The 17451-nt window shown below is 67.3% G+C and carries 18 protein-coding genes and 1 pseudogene; 11 read left to right on the top strand and 8 right to left on the bottom strand.

The features are described 5' to 3' along the window. The 5 genes from ACK59X_RS33240 to ACK59X_RS33220 all read left to right on the top strand — a co-directional run. Nucleotides 1-574, top strand: a 574-nt coding sequence (locus ACK59X_RS33240; protein WP_409963538.1) for an SDR family NAD(P)-dependent oxidoreductase, incomplete at its 5' end; no start/stop codon positions are given. Between the two features lie 51 nt (nt 575-625). Beyond that, the gene (locus ACK59X_RS33235) at nt 626-1240 is read left to right on the top strand and encodes a 2-hydroxychromene-2-carboxylate isomerase (RefSeq protein ID WP_409963536.1); all 615 of its coding nucleotides are present in this window, start codon (nt 626-628) and stop codon (nt 1238-1240) included. Nucleotides 1241-1437: 197 nt separating this feature from the next. Next, nucleotides 1438-2238 (top strand): MlaE family ABC transporter permease, encoded by an 801-nt coding sequence (locus tag ACK59X_RS33230; protein ID WP_409963540.1) that lies wholly within the window; start codon nt 1438-1440, stop codon nt 2236-2238. A gap of 24 nt (nt 2239-2262) precedes the next feature. Continuing rightward, nucleotides 2263-3279 (top strand): MlaD family protein, encoded by a 1017-nt coding sequence (locus ACK59X_RS33225; protein ID WP_409963534.1) that lies wholly within the window; start codon nt 2263-2265, stop codon nt 3277-3279. Further along, nucleotides 3276-3959, top strand: coding sequence for a hypothetical protein (locus ACK59X_RS33220; protein ID WP_409963532.1), 684 nt, complete (start codon nt 3276-3278; stop codon nt 3957-3959). Before ACK59X_RS33225 ends, ACK59X_RS33220 begins: the two co-directional genes overlap by 4 nt. Here the strand turns inward: ACK59X_RS33220 and ACK59X_RS33215 are convergent. After that, nucleotides 3945-5231 carry an arsenic transporter gene (locus ACK59X_RS33215; protein ID WP_409963530.1) on the bottom strand — a complete coding sequence of 429 codons (1287 nt, stop codon included), beginning with the start codon at nt 5229-5231 and terminating at the stop codon, nt 3945-3947. The genes ACK59X_RS33220 and ACK59X_RS33215 overlap by 15 nt on opposite strands. 72 nt (nt 5232-5303) lie before the next feature. Here ACK59X_RS33215 and arsC point away from each other — a divergent pair, with 72 nt between their 5' ends. The 4 genes from arsC (at nt 5304) to ACK59X_RS33195 (ending at nt 8275) form a co-directional block, all read left to right on the top strand. Then, the gene (arsC, locus tag ACK59X_RS33210) at nt 5304-5735 is read left to right on the top strand and encodes an arsenate reductase (glutaredoxin) (protein ID WP_409963528.1); all 432 of its coding nucleotides are present in this window, start codon (nt 5304-5306) and stop codon (nt 5733-5735) included. 47 nt (nt 5736-5782) lie between these two features. Further along, nucleotides 5783-6172 (top strand): ArsR/SmtB family transcription factor, encoded by a 390-nt coding sequence (locus ACK59X_RS33205; RefSeq protein ID WP_409963526.1) that lies wholly within the window; start codon nt 5783-5785, stop codon nt 6170-6172. Between the two features lie 104 nt (nt 6173-6276). Beyond that, on the top strand, nt 6277-7071 hold the full coding sequence (gene arsH, locus ACK59X_RS33200) for an arsenical resistance protein ArsH (protein ID WP_409963524.1): 795 nt from the start codon (nt 6277-6279) through the stop codon (nt 7069-7071). A 25-nt stretch (nt 7072-7096) separates the two neighbouring features. Next, nucleotides 7097-8275 (top strand): MFS transporter, encoded by a 1179-nt coding sequence (locus ACK59X_RS33195; RefSeq protein WP_409963522.1) that lies wholly within the window; start codon nt 7097-7099, stop codon nt 8273-8275. A 41-nt stretch (nt 8276-8316) separates the two neighbouring features. Here ACK59X_RS33195 and ACK59X_RS33190 read toward each other — a convergent pair. The 3 genes and pseudogenes from ACK59X_RS33190 to ACK59X_RS33180 form a co-directional block, all read right to left on the bottom strand. Then, nucleotides 8317-8673, bottom strand: a pseudogene (locus tag ACK59X_RS33190) (VOC family protein); the annotation flags it as partial. A gap of 90 nt (nt 8674-8763) precedes the next feature. Beyond that, entirely contained in the window at nt 8764-9132 is a 369-nt protein-coding gene (locus ACK59X_RS33185; RefSeq protein WP_409963520.1) for a hypothetical protein, read from the bottom strand. 299 nt (nt 9133-9431) lie between these two features. Beyond that, nucleotides 9432-9614 carry a hypothetical protein gene (locus tag ACK59X_RS33180; RefSeq protein ID WP_409963518.1) on the bottom strand — a complete coding sequence of 61 codons (183 nt, stop codon included), beginning with the start codon at nt 9612-9614 and terminating at the stop codon, nt 9432-9434. 472 nt (nt 9615-10086) lie between these two features. Between ACK59X_RS33180 and ACK59X_RS33175 the strand changes: the two genes are divergently transcribed. Continuing rightward, entirely contained in the window at nt 10087-11100 is a 1014-nt protein-coding gene (locus tag ACK59X_RS33175; RefSeq protein WP_409963516.1) for a hypothetical protein, read from the top strand. Here the strand turns inward: ACK59X_RS33175 and ACK59X_RS33170 are convergent. The 3 genes from ACK59X_RS33170 to ACK59X_RS33160 all read right to left on the bottom strand — a co-directional run bounded on the left by ACK59X_RS33170 (nt 11085) and on the right by ACK59X_RS33160 (nt 14362). Next, nucleotides 11085-11579 (bottom strand): Fur family transcriptional regulator, encoded by a 495-nt coding sequence (locus tag ACK59X_RS33170; RefSeq protein ID WP_409963514.1) that lies wholly within the window; start codon nt 11577-11579, stop codon nt 11085-11087. The genes ACK59X_RS33175 and ACK59X_RS33170 overlap by 16 nt on opposite strands. Before the next feature lie 143 nt (nt 11580-11722). Then, entirely contained in the window at nt 11723-11971 is a 249-nt protein-coding gene (gene hemP, locus ACK59X_RS33165; RefSeq protein WP_409963512.1) for a hemin uptake protein HemP, read from the bottom strand. A gap of 168 nt (nt 11972-12139) precedes the next feature. After that, nucleotides 12140-14362 carry a putative bifunctional diguanylate cyclase/phosphodiesterase gene (locus tag ACK59X_RS33160; RefSeq protein ID WP_409963510.1) on the bottom strand — a complete coding sequence of 741 codons (2223 nt, stop codon included), beginning with the start codon at nt 14360-14362 and terminating at the stop codon, nt 12140-12142. Nucleotides 14363-14659: 297 nt separating this feature from the next. Here ACK59X_RS33160 and ACK59X_RS33155 point away from each other — a divergent pair, with 297 nt between their 5' ends. Then, nucleotides 14660-15766 carry a YihY/virulence factor BrkB family protein gene (locus ACK59X_RS33155; protein ID WP_409963508.1) on the top strand — a complete coding sequence of 369 codons (1107 nt, stop codon included), beginning with the start codon at nt 14660-14662 and terminating at the stop codon, nt 15764-15766. On the opposite strand, the gene treF is transcribed toward ACK59X_RS33155, so the two are convergent. Further along, entirely contained in the window at nt 15752-17404 is a 1653-nt protein-coding gene (treF, locus tag ACK59X_RS33150) for an alpha,alpha-trehalase TreF (protein ID WP_409963506.1), read from the bottom strand. The genes ACK59X_RS33155 and treF overlap by 15 nt on opposite strands. Between the last annotated feature and the right edge of the window lie 47 nt (nt 17405-17451).

The following is a 17451-nucleotide window of genomic DNA, read 5'->3' as shown; positions in this document are numbered from 1 at the left end:
GGGCGAGGCGCATGGCTTCGGCTCGGATGCGCGCAAGGAGGAGGAGATGGTGGCGCTCATCGCCAGGATCGAGGCGGAGATCGCCCCGATCGAAGTCGCGGTGTTCAACATCGGGGCCAATGTGCGCTTCGGCATCACCGAGACGACCTCGCGGGTGTACTTCAAGGTGTGGGAGATGGCCTGCTTCGCCGGCTTCCTCATGGGGCGCGAGGCGGCCAAGGTGATGCTGCCGCGTGGCCGGGGCACCATTCTCTTCACGGGTGCAACGGCCAGCCTGCGCGGCCGCGAGGGCTTCGCTGCCTTTGCTGGCGCAAAGCACGCGCTGCGTGCGCTGGCCCAGAGCATGGCGCGGGAGCTGTGGCCCCAGGGCATCCACGTGGCCCACCCCGTGATCGACGGGGCGATCAATACCGAGTTCATCCGCAGCAACTTCCCCGAGCGCTACGCCACCAAGGAGCAGGGCGGCATCGTCAGCCCCGAGAGCATTGCCGAGGTGTACTGGCAACTGCACAACCAACCCCGCGACGCCTGGACCCACGAGACGGAGATTCGCCCATGGATGGAGACCTGGTGAGCGCGGCCTGAACGTTACCGATCACAACCACCACCAAGGAGACAAGAACCCATGAGCGAAGTGACCGTGCAATTCATGTTCGACTTCGGCAGCCCGAACGCCTACCTCAGCCACAAGGTGCTGCCCGGGATCGAGGCCCGTACGGGCGTGGCATTCGAGTATGTCCCCGTGCTGCTGGGCGGCCTGTTCAAGCTGGCGAACAACCGCTCGCCGGCCGAGAGCAACGCCAGCATCCCGACCAAGCGGGCGTATGAGCAACGCGAGATGGACCGCTTCGTGCAGCGGCATGGCCTCTCGAAGTTCACGCACAACCCGCACTTTCCGGTAAACACCCTGGCGCTGATGCGCGGCGCAGTCGCCGCGCGCAGGCTGGGCTGCTTCGAGCCGTATGTCGATGCCGCCTACGCCAGCATGTGGGAGCGCGGCCAGAAGATGGACGACCCGCAGGTGATCGCTGCCGAGCTGCACGCGGCCGGGCTCGACGCTGCAGCGCTGCTGGCCGCCAGCCAGGAGCCCGAGGTGAAGAACGCCCTGTTGCTGAGCACCCGGGACGCCTTTGCCCGCGGTGCCTTTGGTTCGCCTGTCTTCTTCGTCGGGGACGAGATGTTCTTCGGCAAGGATCGGCTGCGCGAGGTGGAGGAAGAGATTGTGCGTGCGCAGGGCTAGTGCCCTGAACAGCAGGCTCAGGCCGTTGCATGCCCTGGATCGCCTGTAAATAGGCAGGGTGTGAGCGCATGTATCGTCTGCTATGCAATGTGTAGCTGCCAATTCATGCCACATAAGCGGTACGCGGCGTAAATGCCCGATGGCTGGCGCGGGCCATCTTCTTGGGAAGTGGTACCCCCGCCGCTATCATGTCCGCCATGATCAACCGCCTGCCCGGCCTGTCCCTGCCCGATCGTGCCTGGAGCACGGTGCGCCGCTGGGCTGTGGCGTGGTGGCGCATCCTTTACCTGGGGGCGGTGGTGCTGGTGCTGGTGCTGTCGCCGTCGAGCTACGGGCGTGCCACGCGCCGCTCGCTGGCGCGCCACCTGTACTTGGACACGGCGCCCGTGCTGCTGGGCTTCACGGTGCTGGCGGCCCTCATCAGCCTGGTGCTCACGCGCATCGTGGTGGTCACGGCGCTGAGTTACGGCCTGTCGCGCTACGCCATGGAGATGGTGATCCGCGTGCTGGTGCTGGAGCTGATCCCGCTCACGGCGGCGCTGTTCGTGGCGATGCGCGCCACCATCCCCAACGGCACGCAGCTGGCCCTGCTGCGCCAGTCGGGCCGCTTCGACGAGCTGCGCCGCCAGGGCTCGGACCCGGTGCGCGTGGAGCTGCTGCCGCGCGTGGTGGCTGGCGTGTTCGCCAGCATCACGCTGGCCGCTCTCAGCTGCGTGGTGGCCTTGGTCATGGGCTACCTGGGTGTCTACGGCTTCAACCTGGCCGAGGCCGAGGGCTACACCCGCATGTTCGGCCGCGTGTTCACGCCCAGCGTGACCACCTTGTTCGCGCTCAAGACGTTGTTCTTCAGCCTCACCGTGGCGCTGATCCCCATGGCCGCGGGCCTGTACGACGCCGAGGTCCGGGGCCAGCCCGATTCGGAGCTCGGTGGCCTGGCGCGCATGTTCGCCGTGCTGCTGCTGATCGAGGTGGCCTCGCTGATGGGCAACTACTACTGACCCCCGACAAGAACAACACCCACCATGACCGATCGCAAACCACCGCCCGCACCGCCGCCGCCGACTACCGAAGGCTCCACACCGGAGACGCTGCGCCCCGTGGCCTACCTGGAGATCAAGGCCGCGGCGCTGCTGATGTTCACGCTGTCGCTGATCATCGGCTCGGGCCTGTTCCTGATGTATGCGCGCGGCGTGTTCGAGCCAACGCAGACCCTGGTGCTCACGGCCGACGATTCCGAGGGCGTGGTGGTGGGCATGGACATGACCTTCTCGGGCTTTCCCATCGGGCGCGTGCGGCGCATCGAGCTGGCCAACGAGGGCAATGCCCGCATCACCGTCGAGGTGCCGAGCAAGGACGCGCACTGGCTGCGCTCCACCAGCGTGTTCACCCTGGTGCGCGGCATCGTGGGCGGCACCAACATCCGCGCCTACAGCGGCATCCTGACCGACCCGCCGCTCGAAGACGGTGCCGTGCGCCCGGTGCTGCGCGGCGATGCCACGGCCGAGATCCCGCAGCTCATGGCCTCGGCGCGCGAACTGCTGGGCAACCTGAACGCCCTTACCGCGCAGGACGCGGCGCTGGGCGGCACCCTGTCCAACGTGCGCGAGCTGACCGAGCGCCTGAACGGCCCGGGTGGCGTGCTGGGCGCGCTCACGGGCAACGCGGACGATGCCAAGAAGATTGCCACCACGCTGGACCGCACCAACACCCTGCTGGCGCGCCTGGACACCCTGGCCGCGCGCGCCGACCGCCAGGTCTTTGGCGCCGATGGCAACAGCAAGGACGCCCTGGTGCCCGAACTGCGCGCTGCCGTCGGCCAGGTCAACGACCTGCTGGCCGACACGCGCACCAGCCTGAAGAAGGTGGACGCCGTGCTGGTCGAGGCCCAGGCCGTGGGCGCCAATGCGCGCGAGGCCACGAACGACCTCGGCGCCCTGCGCGCCGAGGTGGAGAGCAACCTGCGCAAGATCGACAGCCTGGTGACCGAGATCAACCGCAAATGGCCGTTTGCACGCGACCGGGAGATCAAGTTGCCATGAAGCATAAGTCGAAGACGGCATGGGCCGTGATCACTCTGGGCCTGCTGCTGGCCGGCTGCGCCAGCAAGCCGCCCGAGCCCGAGTGGGAGATGAATGCCCAGGGCTCCTCCCAGAAGGCGCTCGACGCCTACCTGTCGGGCAACGCCCGCGTGGAAAAGCTCGAATGGGAGCGCGCCCGCGCCGAGGTGGCCCGCACCGGCCGCCCGGACCTGCTGGCCCGGGTGGAGCTGTTGCGCTGCGCCGCCCAGGTGGCCAGCCTGGTGGTGGAGCCGTGCACCGCCTTCGAGGCCCTGCGCCAGGATGCCGCCGCGCCCGAGCGCGCCTATGCCGACTACCTGGCCGGCAAGCCGCTGGCCGCCCCCGACGTGGCCCTGCTGCCGCCCGCGCAGCGCGCCGTGGCCACGGCCGGGGCGGGCAGCGCTGCACTGGCCGGCATTGAGGACCCGCTCTCGCGCCTGGTGGCGGCCGGCGTGCTGTTGCAGTCCGGCCGGGCCGACCCCGTGTCAATTGCCACGGCCACCGAGACCGCATCCGCCCAGGGCTGGCGCCGCCCGCTCATGGCCTGGCTGCTGCTGCAGGTGCAGCGCGCCGACGGCGCCGGCGACAAGGATGCGGCCGACCGGCTGCGCCGGCGCGTGGCCGTGGTGGAGCAGGGCGGCGGGGCCTCACCGAACCGATAGCCGCAGCGCCAGTGCCGCCAGCGTGACCAGCAATACGGGCACGGTGAACACCACCCCGACCCGGAAGTAGGTGCCCCAGCCGATGCGGATGCCCTTGCGCTCCAGCACATGCAGCCACAGCAGCGTGGCGAGCGAGCCGATGGGTGTGATCTTGGGGCCCAGGTCACTGCCGATGACATTGGCATAAATCATCGCCTCCTTCACCACGCCGCTGGCGCTGGAGGCATCGATGGACAGCGCGCCCACCAGCACCGTGGGCATGTTGTTCATGAGGGAAGACAGCACGGCAGTCAGCATGCCGGTGCCGATGGCGGCACCCCAGATGCCGTAGCCAGCGAAGGTGTCGAGCCACTGGCTGATGTACGCGGTGAGTCCCTGGTTGCGCAGCCCGTAGACCACCAGGTACATGCCCAGCGAGAACACCACGATCTGCCACGGCGCCCCGCGCAGCACCTTCTTCGTGCTTATCACGGGGCCCCTGCCGGCTACGGCCAGCAGCAGCGCGGCGCCTGCTGCTGCCGTGGCGCTGACGGGCACGCCTAGCGGCTCCAGCCCGAAAAATCCCACCAGCAGCAGTACCAGCACTGCCCACCCCGCCTTGAAGGTGGCCGCATCACGGATGGCTGCGGCCGGCAGCTTGAGCTGGGCCGGGTCGTAGGCTGCGGGGATCTCCTTGCGAAAGAACAGCAGCAACACCACCAGCGAAGCGGTGACCGAGGCGATGTTCACCGGCACCATGACGGCCGCATAGTCGTTGAAGCCGATGCGAAAAAAGTCGGCCGACACGATGTTCACCAGGTTGGACACCACCAGCGGCAGACTGGCCGCGTCGGCGATGAAGCCCGCCGCCATCACAAAGGCCAATGTGGCGCCCGGGCCAAAGCCCAGGGCCGCGAGCATGGCGACCACGATGGGGGTGAGGATCAGCGCCGCACCATCGTTGGCAAACACCGCCGCCACGGCCGCGCCCAGCAGCACGATGAGGGCGAACAGCATGCGCCCGCTGCCGCGCCCCCAGCGCGCCACGTGCAGGGCCGCCCACTCGAAGAAGCCCGCCTCGTCGAGCAGCAGGCTGACGATGATGATGGCGATGAAGGCGGCGGTGGCGTTCCATACGATCTGCCAGACCACCGCAATGTCTGACCAGTGCACGACCCCGGTGGCAAGGGCCACGGCGGCGCCCGCGCTGGCACTCCAGCCGATGCCCAATCCGCGCGGTTGCCAGATGACCAGCGCAATGGTGGCGACGAATATCGACAGAGCCAGGAGCATCGGTTTTCTTTCTGAGGGATGGGTGTCGAATCTGTTGATTGAATATTTCAACAATAGTTGTATTATTGTGCCATGCAAGCCTCCACCGACACCACCATCTTTCACAACCCGGCCTGCGGAACCTCGCGCAATGTGCTGGCCATGATCCGCCATGCGGGCATCGAGCCCACCGTCATCGAGTACCTGCAGACCCCGCCGGGCCGTGAGGTGTTGACGGAGCTGATCGCCGCAATGGGCATCCCTGTGCGGGCTCTGCTGCGGCAGAAAGGCACCCCCTATGACGAGCTGGGCCTTCAGGATCCTGCGCTGTCGGACGAGTACCTGCTCGATGCCATGCTGGCCCACCCCATTCTCATCAACCGGCCCATCGTGGTGACCCCGCTGGGCACGCGGCTGTGCCGGCCCTCCGAGGCGGTGCTCGACCTCCTGCCTGCGCTGGCGGGTCCGTTTGCCAAGGAAGACGGAGAACTGGTCATCGATGCGCAGGGCAGGCGGGTCGTCTGAACCCGCTTGGCGGGAGCCCGTTTCAACCCGTCTTGTATAGTCAGTCCGTGCAAAAAGCCGCTGCCACTACCGTCTTCGAATCGCTGTCCTCGCCCGTGCGGCTCGATGTGTTCCGCCTGCTCGTGCGGCAGGGGCCGGGTGGGCTGGTGGCAGGCGAGATTGCTGCCGCGCTGGACGTGCCGCCCACCAATCTGTCTTTCCACCTCAAGGGCATGACACACGCCAGCCTGCTCACCGTCGAGCAGGAGGGCCGCTACCAGCGCTACCGGGCCAACCTGGCGCTGATGGCCGAGCTGATCGGCTACCTGACCGAAGAGTGCTGCGCGGGCAACCCGGGCCTGTGCGCCGAACTTCCCGGCAACGCGGGCTGTGCGCCTGCGGCCCCAGCAACTTCCGCAGGCACCGGCAAGCGCCGCAAGACTGCCACGGCGGCCTGAAGGGCCGCATCCCATGAAGCCACAGCCTGCTCATCGATTCAATAATCGTTGAAATATTGAATTTCTACCTGCCCGATTGGCATCCACCACCCAGGAGTTCTTCCGTGACCGACCTGCCACACATCGACGTCCCCTTGCTGCAGCGGCCCGACATCGCCCGCCTGTCGGCCCCGTTGGTCTCGACCCACCCGGCACGCATCCTCATGCTCTACGGCTCGCTGCGCGAGCGCTCGTTCAGCCGCCTGGCCACCGAAGAGGCGGCGCGCATCCTGCAAGCGCTGGGCGCCGAGGTGAAAATCTTCGACCCCACCGGCCTGCCGCTGGCCGATGGTGCGCCGGATACCCATCCCAAGGTGGTGGAGCTGCGCGCGCTGGCCGCCTGGTCCGAGGGCATGGTCTGGTGCTCGCCCGAACGCCATGGCGCCATGACCGGGATCCTGAAAACCCAGATCGACTGGATACCGCTGGCCCAGGGCGCGGTACGCCCCACGCAGGGCAAGACGCTGGCGCTGATGCAGGTCTGCGGCGGCTCGCAGTCGTTCAACGCCGTGAACCAGATGCGCGTGCTCGGCCGCTGGATGCGCATGCTCACCATCCCCAACCAGTCCTCGGTGGCCAAGGCCTTCCAGGAGTTCGGCGACGACAACCGCATGAAGCCCTCGGCCTACTACGACCGCATCGTGGACGTGATGGAAGAACTCATGAAGTTCACCCTGCTCACGCGCGACGTGTCGCCGTACCTGGTGGACCGCTACAGCGAGCGCAAGGAGTCTGCAGGCGCGCTGGAGCGCCGGGCCCTATTGCCGCAAGCAGTGCCGACAGCACAGGGCGGCGGCTGCACGCCCCCCGTGGGCGATGCCAGGGATGCGGCCACCGCACCCGTATGCTGCGCCCGATGAGGGCCGCGTCGCGGAGGGCGCTGCGTTGAAAAGCCACCACCCCGCAACCACCGTCGCCCGCCTGGGCACGGCCCAGACGCTGGCCTGGGCCTCGACCTACTACCTGCCGGCCATCCTGGCCGTGCCCATGGCACGGGACATGGGGATTTCGGTGGCCATGGTGTTCGCGGCCTTCTCCTGCGCACTCGTTGTCTCGGCGCTCCTGGGGCCGTATGCGGGCCGCAGCATCGACCGCTGGGGTGGCCGGCCGGTGCTGATGGCCACGAGTGGCGTGTTTGCGTTCGGGCTGGCCGCTCTGGCCATGGCCCAGGGCCCGTGGAGCCTGTTTGCCGCCTGGGTGCTGCTCGGCATCGGCATGGGCAGCGGGCTGTACGAGGCCGCGTTTGCCGCACTGGTGCACCTGCACGGCAAGAACGCGCGCAACTCGATCACCGGCATCACCTTGATCGCCGGCTTCGCCAGCACGGTGGGCTGGCCGCTGTCGATGTGGATGGAGTCGCAGTGGGGCTGGCGTGGCGCCTGCTGGGCCTGGGCTGCGCTGCATCTGGTGGTGGGGCTGCCGCTCAATGCGTGGACGCCGCGCATGGCGGAGGCCGAGGCAGCCACCATGGGCACGGCAGCGCCTGTGGCCGATGTGGCGCCTGCCCATGCCCGGCGCGCCACGGTGCTGCTGGCCTTTGTCTTTGCCGCCACCTGGTTCACCAGCACCGCCATGGCGGCGCACCTGCCGCGCCTGCTGCAGGAGGGCGGCGCCACGCTGGCCACCGCCGTGGCCGTGGGCGCGCTGGTGGGGCCGGCGCAGGTGGCGGGTCGCCTGCTGGAGTTTGGCTTGCTGCGCCATGTGCACCCGCTGCTGTCCGCGCGCCTGGCGGCGCTGATGCACCCGCTGGGCGCCGGGTTGCTGGCCGTGGCCGGCGCACCGATGGCAGCGGTGTTCGCGCTGTTCCATGGCGCGGGCAACGGCATCCTGACGATTGCCAAGGGCACGCTGCCGCTGGTGCTGTTCGGCCCGGCGGGCTATGGGCACCGGCAGGGGCTGCTGATGGTGCCGGCGCGCATCGCTCAAGCTGCGTCCCCATGGCTGTTCGGCCTGTGCCTGGACCGGCTGGGGGTGGGGGCGCTGTGGGTGTCGGCGGGGTTGGGACTGGCGGCCTTCCTCGCACTGCTGGTGGTGGCTGCGCCGGCCAATGGCGGAACGCGCTGAGTCGCGCTGCCGCCGTCCCATGCAGCGCACTGGATGACCACGCGGTAACCATCGGGGTCTTCGAAGCTGCGGCCTGATTGCGCCCAGTAGGGGTTCAACGATTGGACCTCGGCGAACCCGGCGGTGAGCATGGCATCGCAGCGTGCCTGCCAAGCCTCTTGTTCCGGCACATAGAAGACCAGCAGATCCTTTGGCGTGGGTGCCGGCGCCACGGGATGGCTGGTGCAGTGGGTGAACTCCCAATGGAAGCCGGCACCGGGTGAGCCCAGCATGGCGCCATCAAAGCCTGCATGGTCCTTGAAACTGCCCAGTTGCACAATGCCCAGGCCTTGCGTGTACTGGGCCACCGAGCGCGCCAGATCGCTGACGGGGCGTGCTATTCGAAGATGTGTGTGCATGGAGGGAGGCCAGGGATCAGGCTGGCATCGCCGTCGCATGCCATGGACCGCCGCGCTTCATCTTCGCGGGGCCTGGGTGAGCCGCCTTGATCAGCGCAGTCGCGCTTCGAGCTGGGTTTCGATGTGCTCACGTTCAGTGTTGAACTGCAGCGCGGTGATCTCGCTGGCCTCGTACTTGCGCGCGGTGGACAGCAGCAGCACCGTGTTTTCCAGCCGCGTGTCTTGTTGGATGGAGGGGGGCAGGGCGGTGAGGCGGTCGAAGCTCTGCTTGTAGAACTCGCTCCACATCAGCGCGCCGGCCTGGGCCTTGGCCTTGGCGCTGTCGTGCCAACGGGTGAATTCGTCGAGCGAGCTTTCGCGGGGGCTGGAGCAAGCCACGGCCAGTGCGGCCAGGGACACCGCCATGGCTGCAACAGCAGCCGGGCCCTTGCGATCAGGGTTCAGGAAACGTGGGTTCACGGTATTCCTCCTACGGTTATGCGCACCGTTTGCACGGCACGCAAGGCCAAATGGTACTCCGGTGCTCCTCTTTTTGCCAGTGCCTGCCGCGCCAGCGTTGCGTTTGCGTTCTGTTGGCGGGGTGTGGGCATGCAAGCTGGCCAGCCAGGGCGGCCTGCGGGACAGCAAAGAGGGAAACGGACCTGCAGCGAATGCGCAGGACAGGCCGGAAAAGGAGGGGGATGGGAAGGGAGAGGGGCGAACGCCCGGCGCGCAGGGCGCTTGCGGGCGCGCCTGCATGCTGCCGTGGTGCGGCATCCTTACTCGGGGAATCCTTGCGTGAGGATCTGCTCCACGCCACCAGGCAGTCGGACCATGGAGTCCACCGACTGCACCATGATGTCAGGCATGAGCAGGGCTGCGGCCGCCAGGACAGCCAGCACGACAGTCACCACGAAGGCAGCCAGGGGGTGCTTGCGGCGGGGAAGCGGATGGTACTTCATGGTGCTGCTCCTTGGTGGTGGGTGGACAGGTGGATTGCGACAACGATCAACAGTTGGAATTTGGCGAATGGGGTGGGGCCTCAATGACCCCCGGACCAGCCTCAATGGCCAGTGGGTAGATTTCAGCAAAGTGTCTCAGTTCCGCGTGTAAGACAACAGCGATTCATGACCTCTGTGACTGCTTTTACGGGTGGTTGCGCGCCCGGCCTGGCGGTCCCGCCTCGGAGACATGCCGTGTCTCTTGGAAACCTTGGAGGCAGCGAGAAATGGCTGTTGCATGCGCTTGCAACATGGCACGCAATGCCTTGCGCGAGCGCGCAAATGGACCGGGAAAAACGGGGGGCAGGCGCGCCTTGTAACGAGATGTGTCGAGTCGCTCAAGCGGTTGCACCGTGGGAGGGCGCGCAAGTGCAATGCGAGGGCTGGGGCACAATTCTGCGCCCGCCATCGGGCTGCCATTCCTGCCAAATCCATGAACCGTTTCTTGTGCGTGCTTGTTTTTCTATGCGCCTGTGTGCCGTCGCTGGCCAGAGACCTGAACCTGGGCCAGATCCGGGAAAAGTTTCTGGACACCGACATCGTGGTGTCGGGACCTTCCTTTGCCGACTCTGGTTCGCTGGCCAATCTGCTGGCCGATTGGATATGGATGGAACCCGACAGCGCCGGTGGTTTCAAGCGGCAGAGCAATTTGAATCTCAACGTTCCCAACAGCTTCCGGGGGGCACGCGGAAAAATCGTTGCGATCGAGCCGACCAAGGAGAGTGTGAACGTCGGTGGGGGACAGGTCGACGCCTTTGGCAGGCCCATCGACTACTCCAGGCTCGTCAATCCCGAAGTGCTGGTGGTGGTCAAGCTGGCCGGCCGGGAAGACCATATAGGCACCCGAGGCGTCATCACCGCCATGGCGCCTTCACGGTTCTTCCCTGCGGAAGATTTCGCCAGCACGCGTGCTGCCATGGAAAAAGTGCTGGAGGCCTTGCAGGGCAAGACGATCTACAACAACGGCAACACCGTTTTGCTGGATGTGACGATCAGCCTGGCCGATCTGGAGCAGCCGGGCCGGCGTGATGGCGCGCGCGACCGGTCCAGCCCGAACCTCATGCCGCTGCAGGTGCTGGAGTCCAGGATTCTTGACGCCCAGAACGCGGTCATTCTCAAGGTCCGCATGGCAGACGGCCAGGAGCGGGTGGTCTTCGGTGATCTGACTTACTACGAACTCAGGAAAGGTCCGGAATTCACGCCGCTTGAGCGCATGGGCCTGCATGTGCATACCTCCATTCCCAAGCGATTTTCTGCCCAGGAGATGAAGGCCATCCGCGACAAGACCATTTTCACGGGCATGTCCGAGGCAGGTCTTTTCTGGTCCTGGGGCTACCCCGACAAGATCAACGACTATGGTCGCGGCGGTAAGCAATACGTGTACGGAACAGGCCAATATGTCTATGTGAGCAATAAACTTGTCCGCAACTTTCAGGCCATACGGTAGCCTTTGGTGGCCGCCTTGTAAGCAGAGCGACCGTCAGCTGCCTGACGGGTGTTCTGCGGGTGCTGCAGCGGCGCCTGCGTACCCGATCCAAATACCGTGATCACATAGTCCGTCATGTCGAAGCCCATGCCCGCGGCAATCGACTTCAGGCGCTCGTCGATCTCCTGGTCGAAGAACTCGTGCACCGCCTGGGTGCGGTTGCATACCAGGTGCCCGTGGCGGTCGCGGTTCTCGGTGAGTTCGTAGACGGCGCGATTGCTGCCCAACTGGTTGCGGCGCAGCAGGCCGGTCTGTTCGAACTGGGCGAGTACGCGGTAGACAGTGGCCATGCCCAGGTCTGCGTCGTCCAGCAGCAGCATCTTGTAGACGTCTTCCGCCGAGAGGTGGCGCTGGGCGCTCTCGCGGAACAGGCGCAGGATCCGGATGCGAGGCAGGGTGGCCTTGAGGCCGGAATGCTTCAGGTCAGCGAGATCGTCCATGGAGGTTACGCCCTTTTCAAGCCCTGCGGCGGGTGCGGTGGGGGCTGTTCGCGGGGAAAAAAAGCATGGCTGCCGGGTTACGGGTGGCTAGCAAAAAAAGACCCTTCGAGACCGAGGTCCCGGGAGTCTCCCCACGATGAAACCTATTTCGTCAGAATCAGCTTTCCGAGCTTGGTGGTCTTGAGCTGGTAGACCGAACCGTTGTGCAGGATGTTCACGACCTTGGCCGTGCCCAGCATGGTGGCGCTGTTGATGCTGCGCAGAAAACCTGCGGCAGGCGACTCCGTGACCGGCGCCTGCGCCGCCGCTGCGTCATCGGCAACTGCCGACGCGCGCGGCACCGCGGGGCGCTGCAGTCGAAGGACGGGGAGAGGCATGGCAAGTGTCGACATGGTGTGCTGGAATCGGTTGTTTGGTTGGTGATTGGCTGGTGCTGTTCTGCGGTATGGATGAAGTATAGAGGATAAATGAGAATGTGTCTCATTAGTCTTCGAAACAATGGGTAATTCTGCGGAGCCAGGTTCTGGCAGGTGGCGCGGGGGCGCACCGCGCCCGCAGCCTCAGGCAGTCGCTTTGCGAAGTGGCCCGAGGCCATAGGCTTCGCCGAACTGCTGGGCGGACAGGGGCCGTGAGAACAGGTAGCCCTGGCCTTCGCCGCAGCGTTCGCTGCACAGGCGCTCGCGCTGGGCCTCGGTTTCCACGCCTTCGGCAATGGTCTTGAGGTCGAAGCTGCGCGCCATGTCCAGGATGGCGCGCACCACCGATGCCTCGCGCCGCGATTCGAGCATGCCCTGCACGAAGGCGCGGTCGATCTTGATGCGCGTGAGCGGGTAGCTGGTGAGCAGGCTCAGCGATGCATAGCCTGTGCCGAAGTCGTCGAAGGCAATGCCCACCCCTTGGTCGCGCAGGCGGCGCAGCATGCCGGGCACCACGTCGTCGTTGTCGAGTACGATGTTCTCGGTGATCTCCAGCTCCAGCGCGTCGGGCGGCAGGCCGTGGCGCGCCAGGGTGTCCATGACCTCGGTGACGAGGTCGCCCACGCGGAACTGCACTCCGAACAGGTTCACGCCCATGCGCAGCCCCGGGGCGCCATGGCGGCGCCAGTAGGCGGCCTGCGCGCATGCCTCGTCCAGGATCCACGAGCCCACGCTGGCGGCCAGAGGCCCGCCTTCCAGCGCCGGCAGGAAGGAGGCGGGCAAGAGCAGGCCGCGCTGCGGGTGCTGCCAGCGGATCAGGGCCTCGGCACCCGAGAGCGAGCCGTCCTCCAGGTGCACCTGCGGCTGGTAGAACAGCACCAGCTCGCCCTTGTCCACGGCCCGGTCGAGTTCCATGCCGTACAGGCGCCGCGCCACCGCCGCCATGCGCAGCGCGGGCACGAACACATAGCTGCGCCCGCGCCCCTCGTTCTTGGCCTGGGACAGGGCCAGGTCGGCATTGCCCACCAGCTCCAGCGCCTCGTGGGCCTGCAGCGGCGCCACAGAAACGCCGCAGCTGGCGCCCACGCGCACCTCGTGCCCGGTGATGGCGATCGGCTGGTGGATGGCGCTGATGGCGCGCTGCGCGAACTGGTTGGCGGCAGCGGGCTCGCCTACGCCGGGCAGCAGCAGGGCGAATTCGTCGCCGCCCAGCCGGGCTGCGATGGCCCCCCGGCTCTGGTGGGCCTCGAACAGCCCATGGCCGGCCAGCGCGGCCAGCCGCCGCGCAACCTCCTGCAGCAGGCCATCGCCCACGCCATGGCCCAGGGTATCGTTCACGTCCTTGAAGCCGTCGAGGTCCAGCATCAGCACGGCGGCGGCCGCATCCGGCGAAGGGGTGAGCAGGGCATCCTGCACCCGGCGGTAGAAGCAGGCGCGGTTGGCCAGCCCAGTCAGCGGGTCGCTGCTGGCCTGGCGGCGCAGTTCATCCTCTTCGCGCCGCTGGGCCGTCAGGTCCTTGAGTACCGCTTCGAAGCGCAGGCGGCCTTGGTGTCGCCAGCAGAACAGCGAGAAGCCAAGCAGGAACTGCGTGCCATCCTTGCGCCGGCCATGCACCTCGGTGGGGATCTTCAGGTCCTGCAGCGAGTTGGCAGCCACCGCGCGCGCGATGCCCTCGCGCAGGGTGCCGTGTTCCTGGTCGGCCAGCAGCAGATCCAGCGGCTGGCCCACGCATTCGGCCGGGTGGTAGCCATGCAGCGCGGCGGCCGAGGTGTTGATCGCCACGATGCGCCGCTGCCCGTCGAACCAGACCACCGGCGTGGTGGAACTGCCGGCATACTCGTCGAACGAGGGCCGCGTGCGCTCCGTCGAGGTCTCGATGCGGTGCAGCTCCAGGCGGTCGGAGGCCATGCGCGCCAGTTCGCGCAGGCGCTCCTGGTCGTCCGCGCCGAAGTCGTCGTGCGGCCGGTCATCGAGCACGCACAAGGCGCCCATGGCATGGCCGTCTGGTGACAGCAGGGGCACACCCGCATAGAAGCGCACGTTGGACGGGCCGGTGACCAGGGGGTTGTCGTGAAAGCGCTCGTCCTGCAAGGTGTCGGGTACCACCATCACGCCGTTCTGTGCGAGGGCATGTGCGCAGAACGAGACATCGCGGCCCATGTCCAGTTCGCCCACCCCGACGCTCGCGGCAAAGAACACGTGGTCGTTGCCGACCATGTTCACTGCCGACACGGGCATGCCGAACATGCGGGCCGCAATGCGCACCACGGGGTCCAGGCTGGGCAGCGCCTGTTCGTCTTCCAGCCCGTGGTCTGCCAGAGCCTGCAGCCGCGCTTCCTCGGCCGGCAGGTTAGGGGGGCACTTCATGTGAGCCTCCATAAAGGGTGGCCAGGTCTCCGCCCCCGGAAACGCACGCACCACCTCCCAAAAATAGCCGTTTGCCCTGGCTTGCGCTGTAAGACAGCGCTGACAGAGCCGGCTGGTTCCGGGTCAAGGTTTCGATCCGAGCCCTTTTCTACCACGAGCGGTTCAAAATGCCGCCATGTTTATTGCCGGGCAAAGGCCGTGCCAGCGATGGGCGGTTGGGGCGGGGTACCGGCCTACACGCCAGGGACCGGTACAGCGGTACAACGGAGTGCGCCGCACCTCACTACCGCCATAACGATGAAGCTGTCCACCCTGTTCGAGATCTGCAAGAAAACCGCCTATGCCTGGGTGGACGACTATGCCCCCAGCATGGGGGCGGCCATCTCCTACTACACGGCCTTCTCGATCGCGCCGCTGCTGGTCATCGTGATCGCCATCGCAGGGTACGTGTTCGGCGACGAGGCGGTGCGCGGGGCCCTGCAGGGCCAGATATCGGGCTTGGTGGGCAGCGATGGCGCGGCCGCCATCCAGGGGCTGGTAAGCAGCGCGCGCGAGCCCGCCGAGGGCGTCGTGGCCAGCGGCATCAGCATCGCCTTCCTGGTGGTGGGTGCGACCACGGTGTTCGCCGAGATCCAGAGTGCGCTCGACCGCATCTGGCATGTGCCCGAAAAGGCCAAGCCCAGCGGGCTGTGGGGCCTGCTGCGGGCACGGTTCCTGTCGTTCGGTTTGATCCTGGGCCTGGCCTTCCTGCTCATCGCCTCGCTCGCCGTAAGCGCCGCTGTGGCGGCGCTGGGCACCTGGTTTTCGGCCCTGCTGCCGGGCTGGGAGGTGCTGCTGCAGGGGCTGAACATGGCGCTCTCGGTGGTGGTGGAGACCCTGCTGTTCGCCATGATCTTCAAGCTCATGCCCTCGACCAAAATCGCCTGGAGCGATGTGTGGGTGGGCGCCGCCGTCACGGCCGCGCTGTTCGAGCTGGGCAAGGTGCTCATCGGCCTGTATGTCGGCAAGGCCGGCATCAGTTCCACCTATGCCGCAGCCGGCTCGATTGCCATCATCCTGATCTGGGTGTACTACGCCGCGCAGATCTTCCTGCTGGGTGCCGAGTTCACCAAGGTCTATGCCACGGAGTACGGGTCGCACCGGAACGAAGTGGCCACAGAAGCGCCCGAGACCCCGGTCAAGAGCGAAGACCCCCGGCCCGTGGCCGCGCCGCCGGGGCCGATGTTCCCCGCCACCGCCAGCGTGCGTGCCGCCCATGCTCCCGGGGGCGCGCGGCAGGAAGATGCGGCCCTGGCCTCGGGCCTGGCCGCCGTGGTGGTGCTGGGCGGACTGTTCGCGGTGCGCGCAGCCGCGGTTTCGTGGTTCGAAGGGCGCAGGAAGCGACCGGCCTCAGCCGGCCAATGACAGCGCGGCCTCGACCTGCCCCTGCTTCTGCGCTTCCAGCGCCAGCACCTCGGCCTCGGGCAGCCAGCGCCACACGACCCCGTTGGTCCAGCCAAAGCCGTCCTGCAAGGGATACTCGCCACCGCCGCCGCCCTGGGCCGATGCACGGTGGGTGGGGCGCAGTGCGTATTTCTCGACCAGCTTGCCGTCGCGCGCGTACAGGTCGCGCACGGTCTTGAGCCAGCGCTCGCGGATGGTCTCGGCCAGCTCGCGGTGGCCATACTCGGCCAGGCCGCTGGCCGCCATCCACTGCAGCGGCGCCCAGCCGTTGGGCCGGTCCCACTGCTCGCCGGTGTCGAGCTGCGTGGTGGAAAAGCCGCCGGGGCACAGCAGTTCCTGCTCCACCGTGGCGGCCAGCGCATCGGCCTGTGCCTGGCTGGCGGTGCCCGTGAACAGCGGGGCCACGGTGGCGGCGTTGAGCAGGGTGCGCGGCGCCTGCTGCGTCCAGTCCCAGTCGAGGAAGGCACCCGCCGCCTCGTTCCACAGGTAGTCGTCCATGGCCTGGCGGCGCCGCCGTGCATGGTCTTCGTAGCGCTCGGCCGTGGCCAGGTCGCCCGTCTCGCGGCTGAGCTGGGCGATCTTGGTCTCCAGCTTGTGCAGGAAGGCGTTCAGGTCCACCGGCACGATGTGGGTGGTGCGGATGCTGGCCAGCGCCTGGGTGCGGTCTTCGCCCGTGTGCGACTCCTCGCTGAGCCAGCGCGAGCTGAAGTCCCAGCCCGACTCGGCCGCCGCCCGCAGGTCGCGGTACACCTCTGCCGCGGGGCGGTGCGACAGCGCGGCCGTGGCCACGTCCTCGCGCCAGGATTCTTCGCGCGGCGTGTCTCGGTCGTCCCAGTAGCGGTTGAGCACCCCACCATCCGGCAAAGCGACCACGCGGCGCCAGGCATCGCCCGGTGCCAGCGTGTCGGCGCCGTCCATCCAGAATGCGTGCTCGCGCTGCAGTTGCGGCAGGTAGCGCGCCGCGCCCTGGCCATGGCAGTTCTCGCACAGCTCGGCCATCAGCACGAACAGCGGGGGCTGCGAGCGGCTCAGGTAGTAGGTGCGCGTGCCATTGGGAACATGGCCGTAGGTGTCGATCAGGTAGGCGAAGTTGTCGGTCATTGCGTGCAGCAGGTGCTCGCGGTCAGGGCCGGTCAGGCCCAGCATGGTGAAGTACGAATCCCAGTAGTACAGCTCCACGAAACGCCCGCCGGGTACCACGTAGGGGTGGGGCAGGCGCAGTGCCGAGCCGGCCTGCGGGTGCTGCGCCGGGTGGCGCGTGAGTTCGTCCCACAGCCCGTCGATGTGCGCTGCCAGCGGCAGGGCTGGGCGCGCGCAGCCGCGCTCGCCGACATGGGGCTGGGGCTCGAAGTGGCGCTGCACGAACTCGCGCAGGTCAAAGCCGGCCGCCGATCGCTCGCGCCGGTAGGCGCTCAGGATGGTTGCCGGGTCGGCCAGCGGTGCGCAGTCGACGAAGGTCTTGCAGTCGTCGAACACGCCTTCGCGTTGCACGTCGATGAACAGCTCCTGGTAGCGGTCGGCAGGAGAGAGGGTATCGGGTGGCGCTGCGGCCGCCGCTGCGGCGTGGCGCGCATGGGTGTCAGTGTGCAGGCCGCTCATCTAGGCGAGCCTTTCTGCCGGGCGGGCGTGGTGCTGTGCATGGGGAA

The organism is Acidovorax sp., assembly GCF_046339755.1.
In the GTDB taxonomy this organism is placed as follows: Bacteria; Pseudomonadota; Gammaproteobacteria; order Burkholderiales; family Burkholderiaceae_C; genus Acidovorax.
The sequence above is the reverse complement of the archived record's forward strand: the minus strand, read 5'-3'. Positions and strand labels throughout refer to the sequence as shown.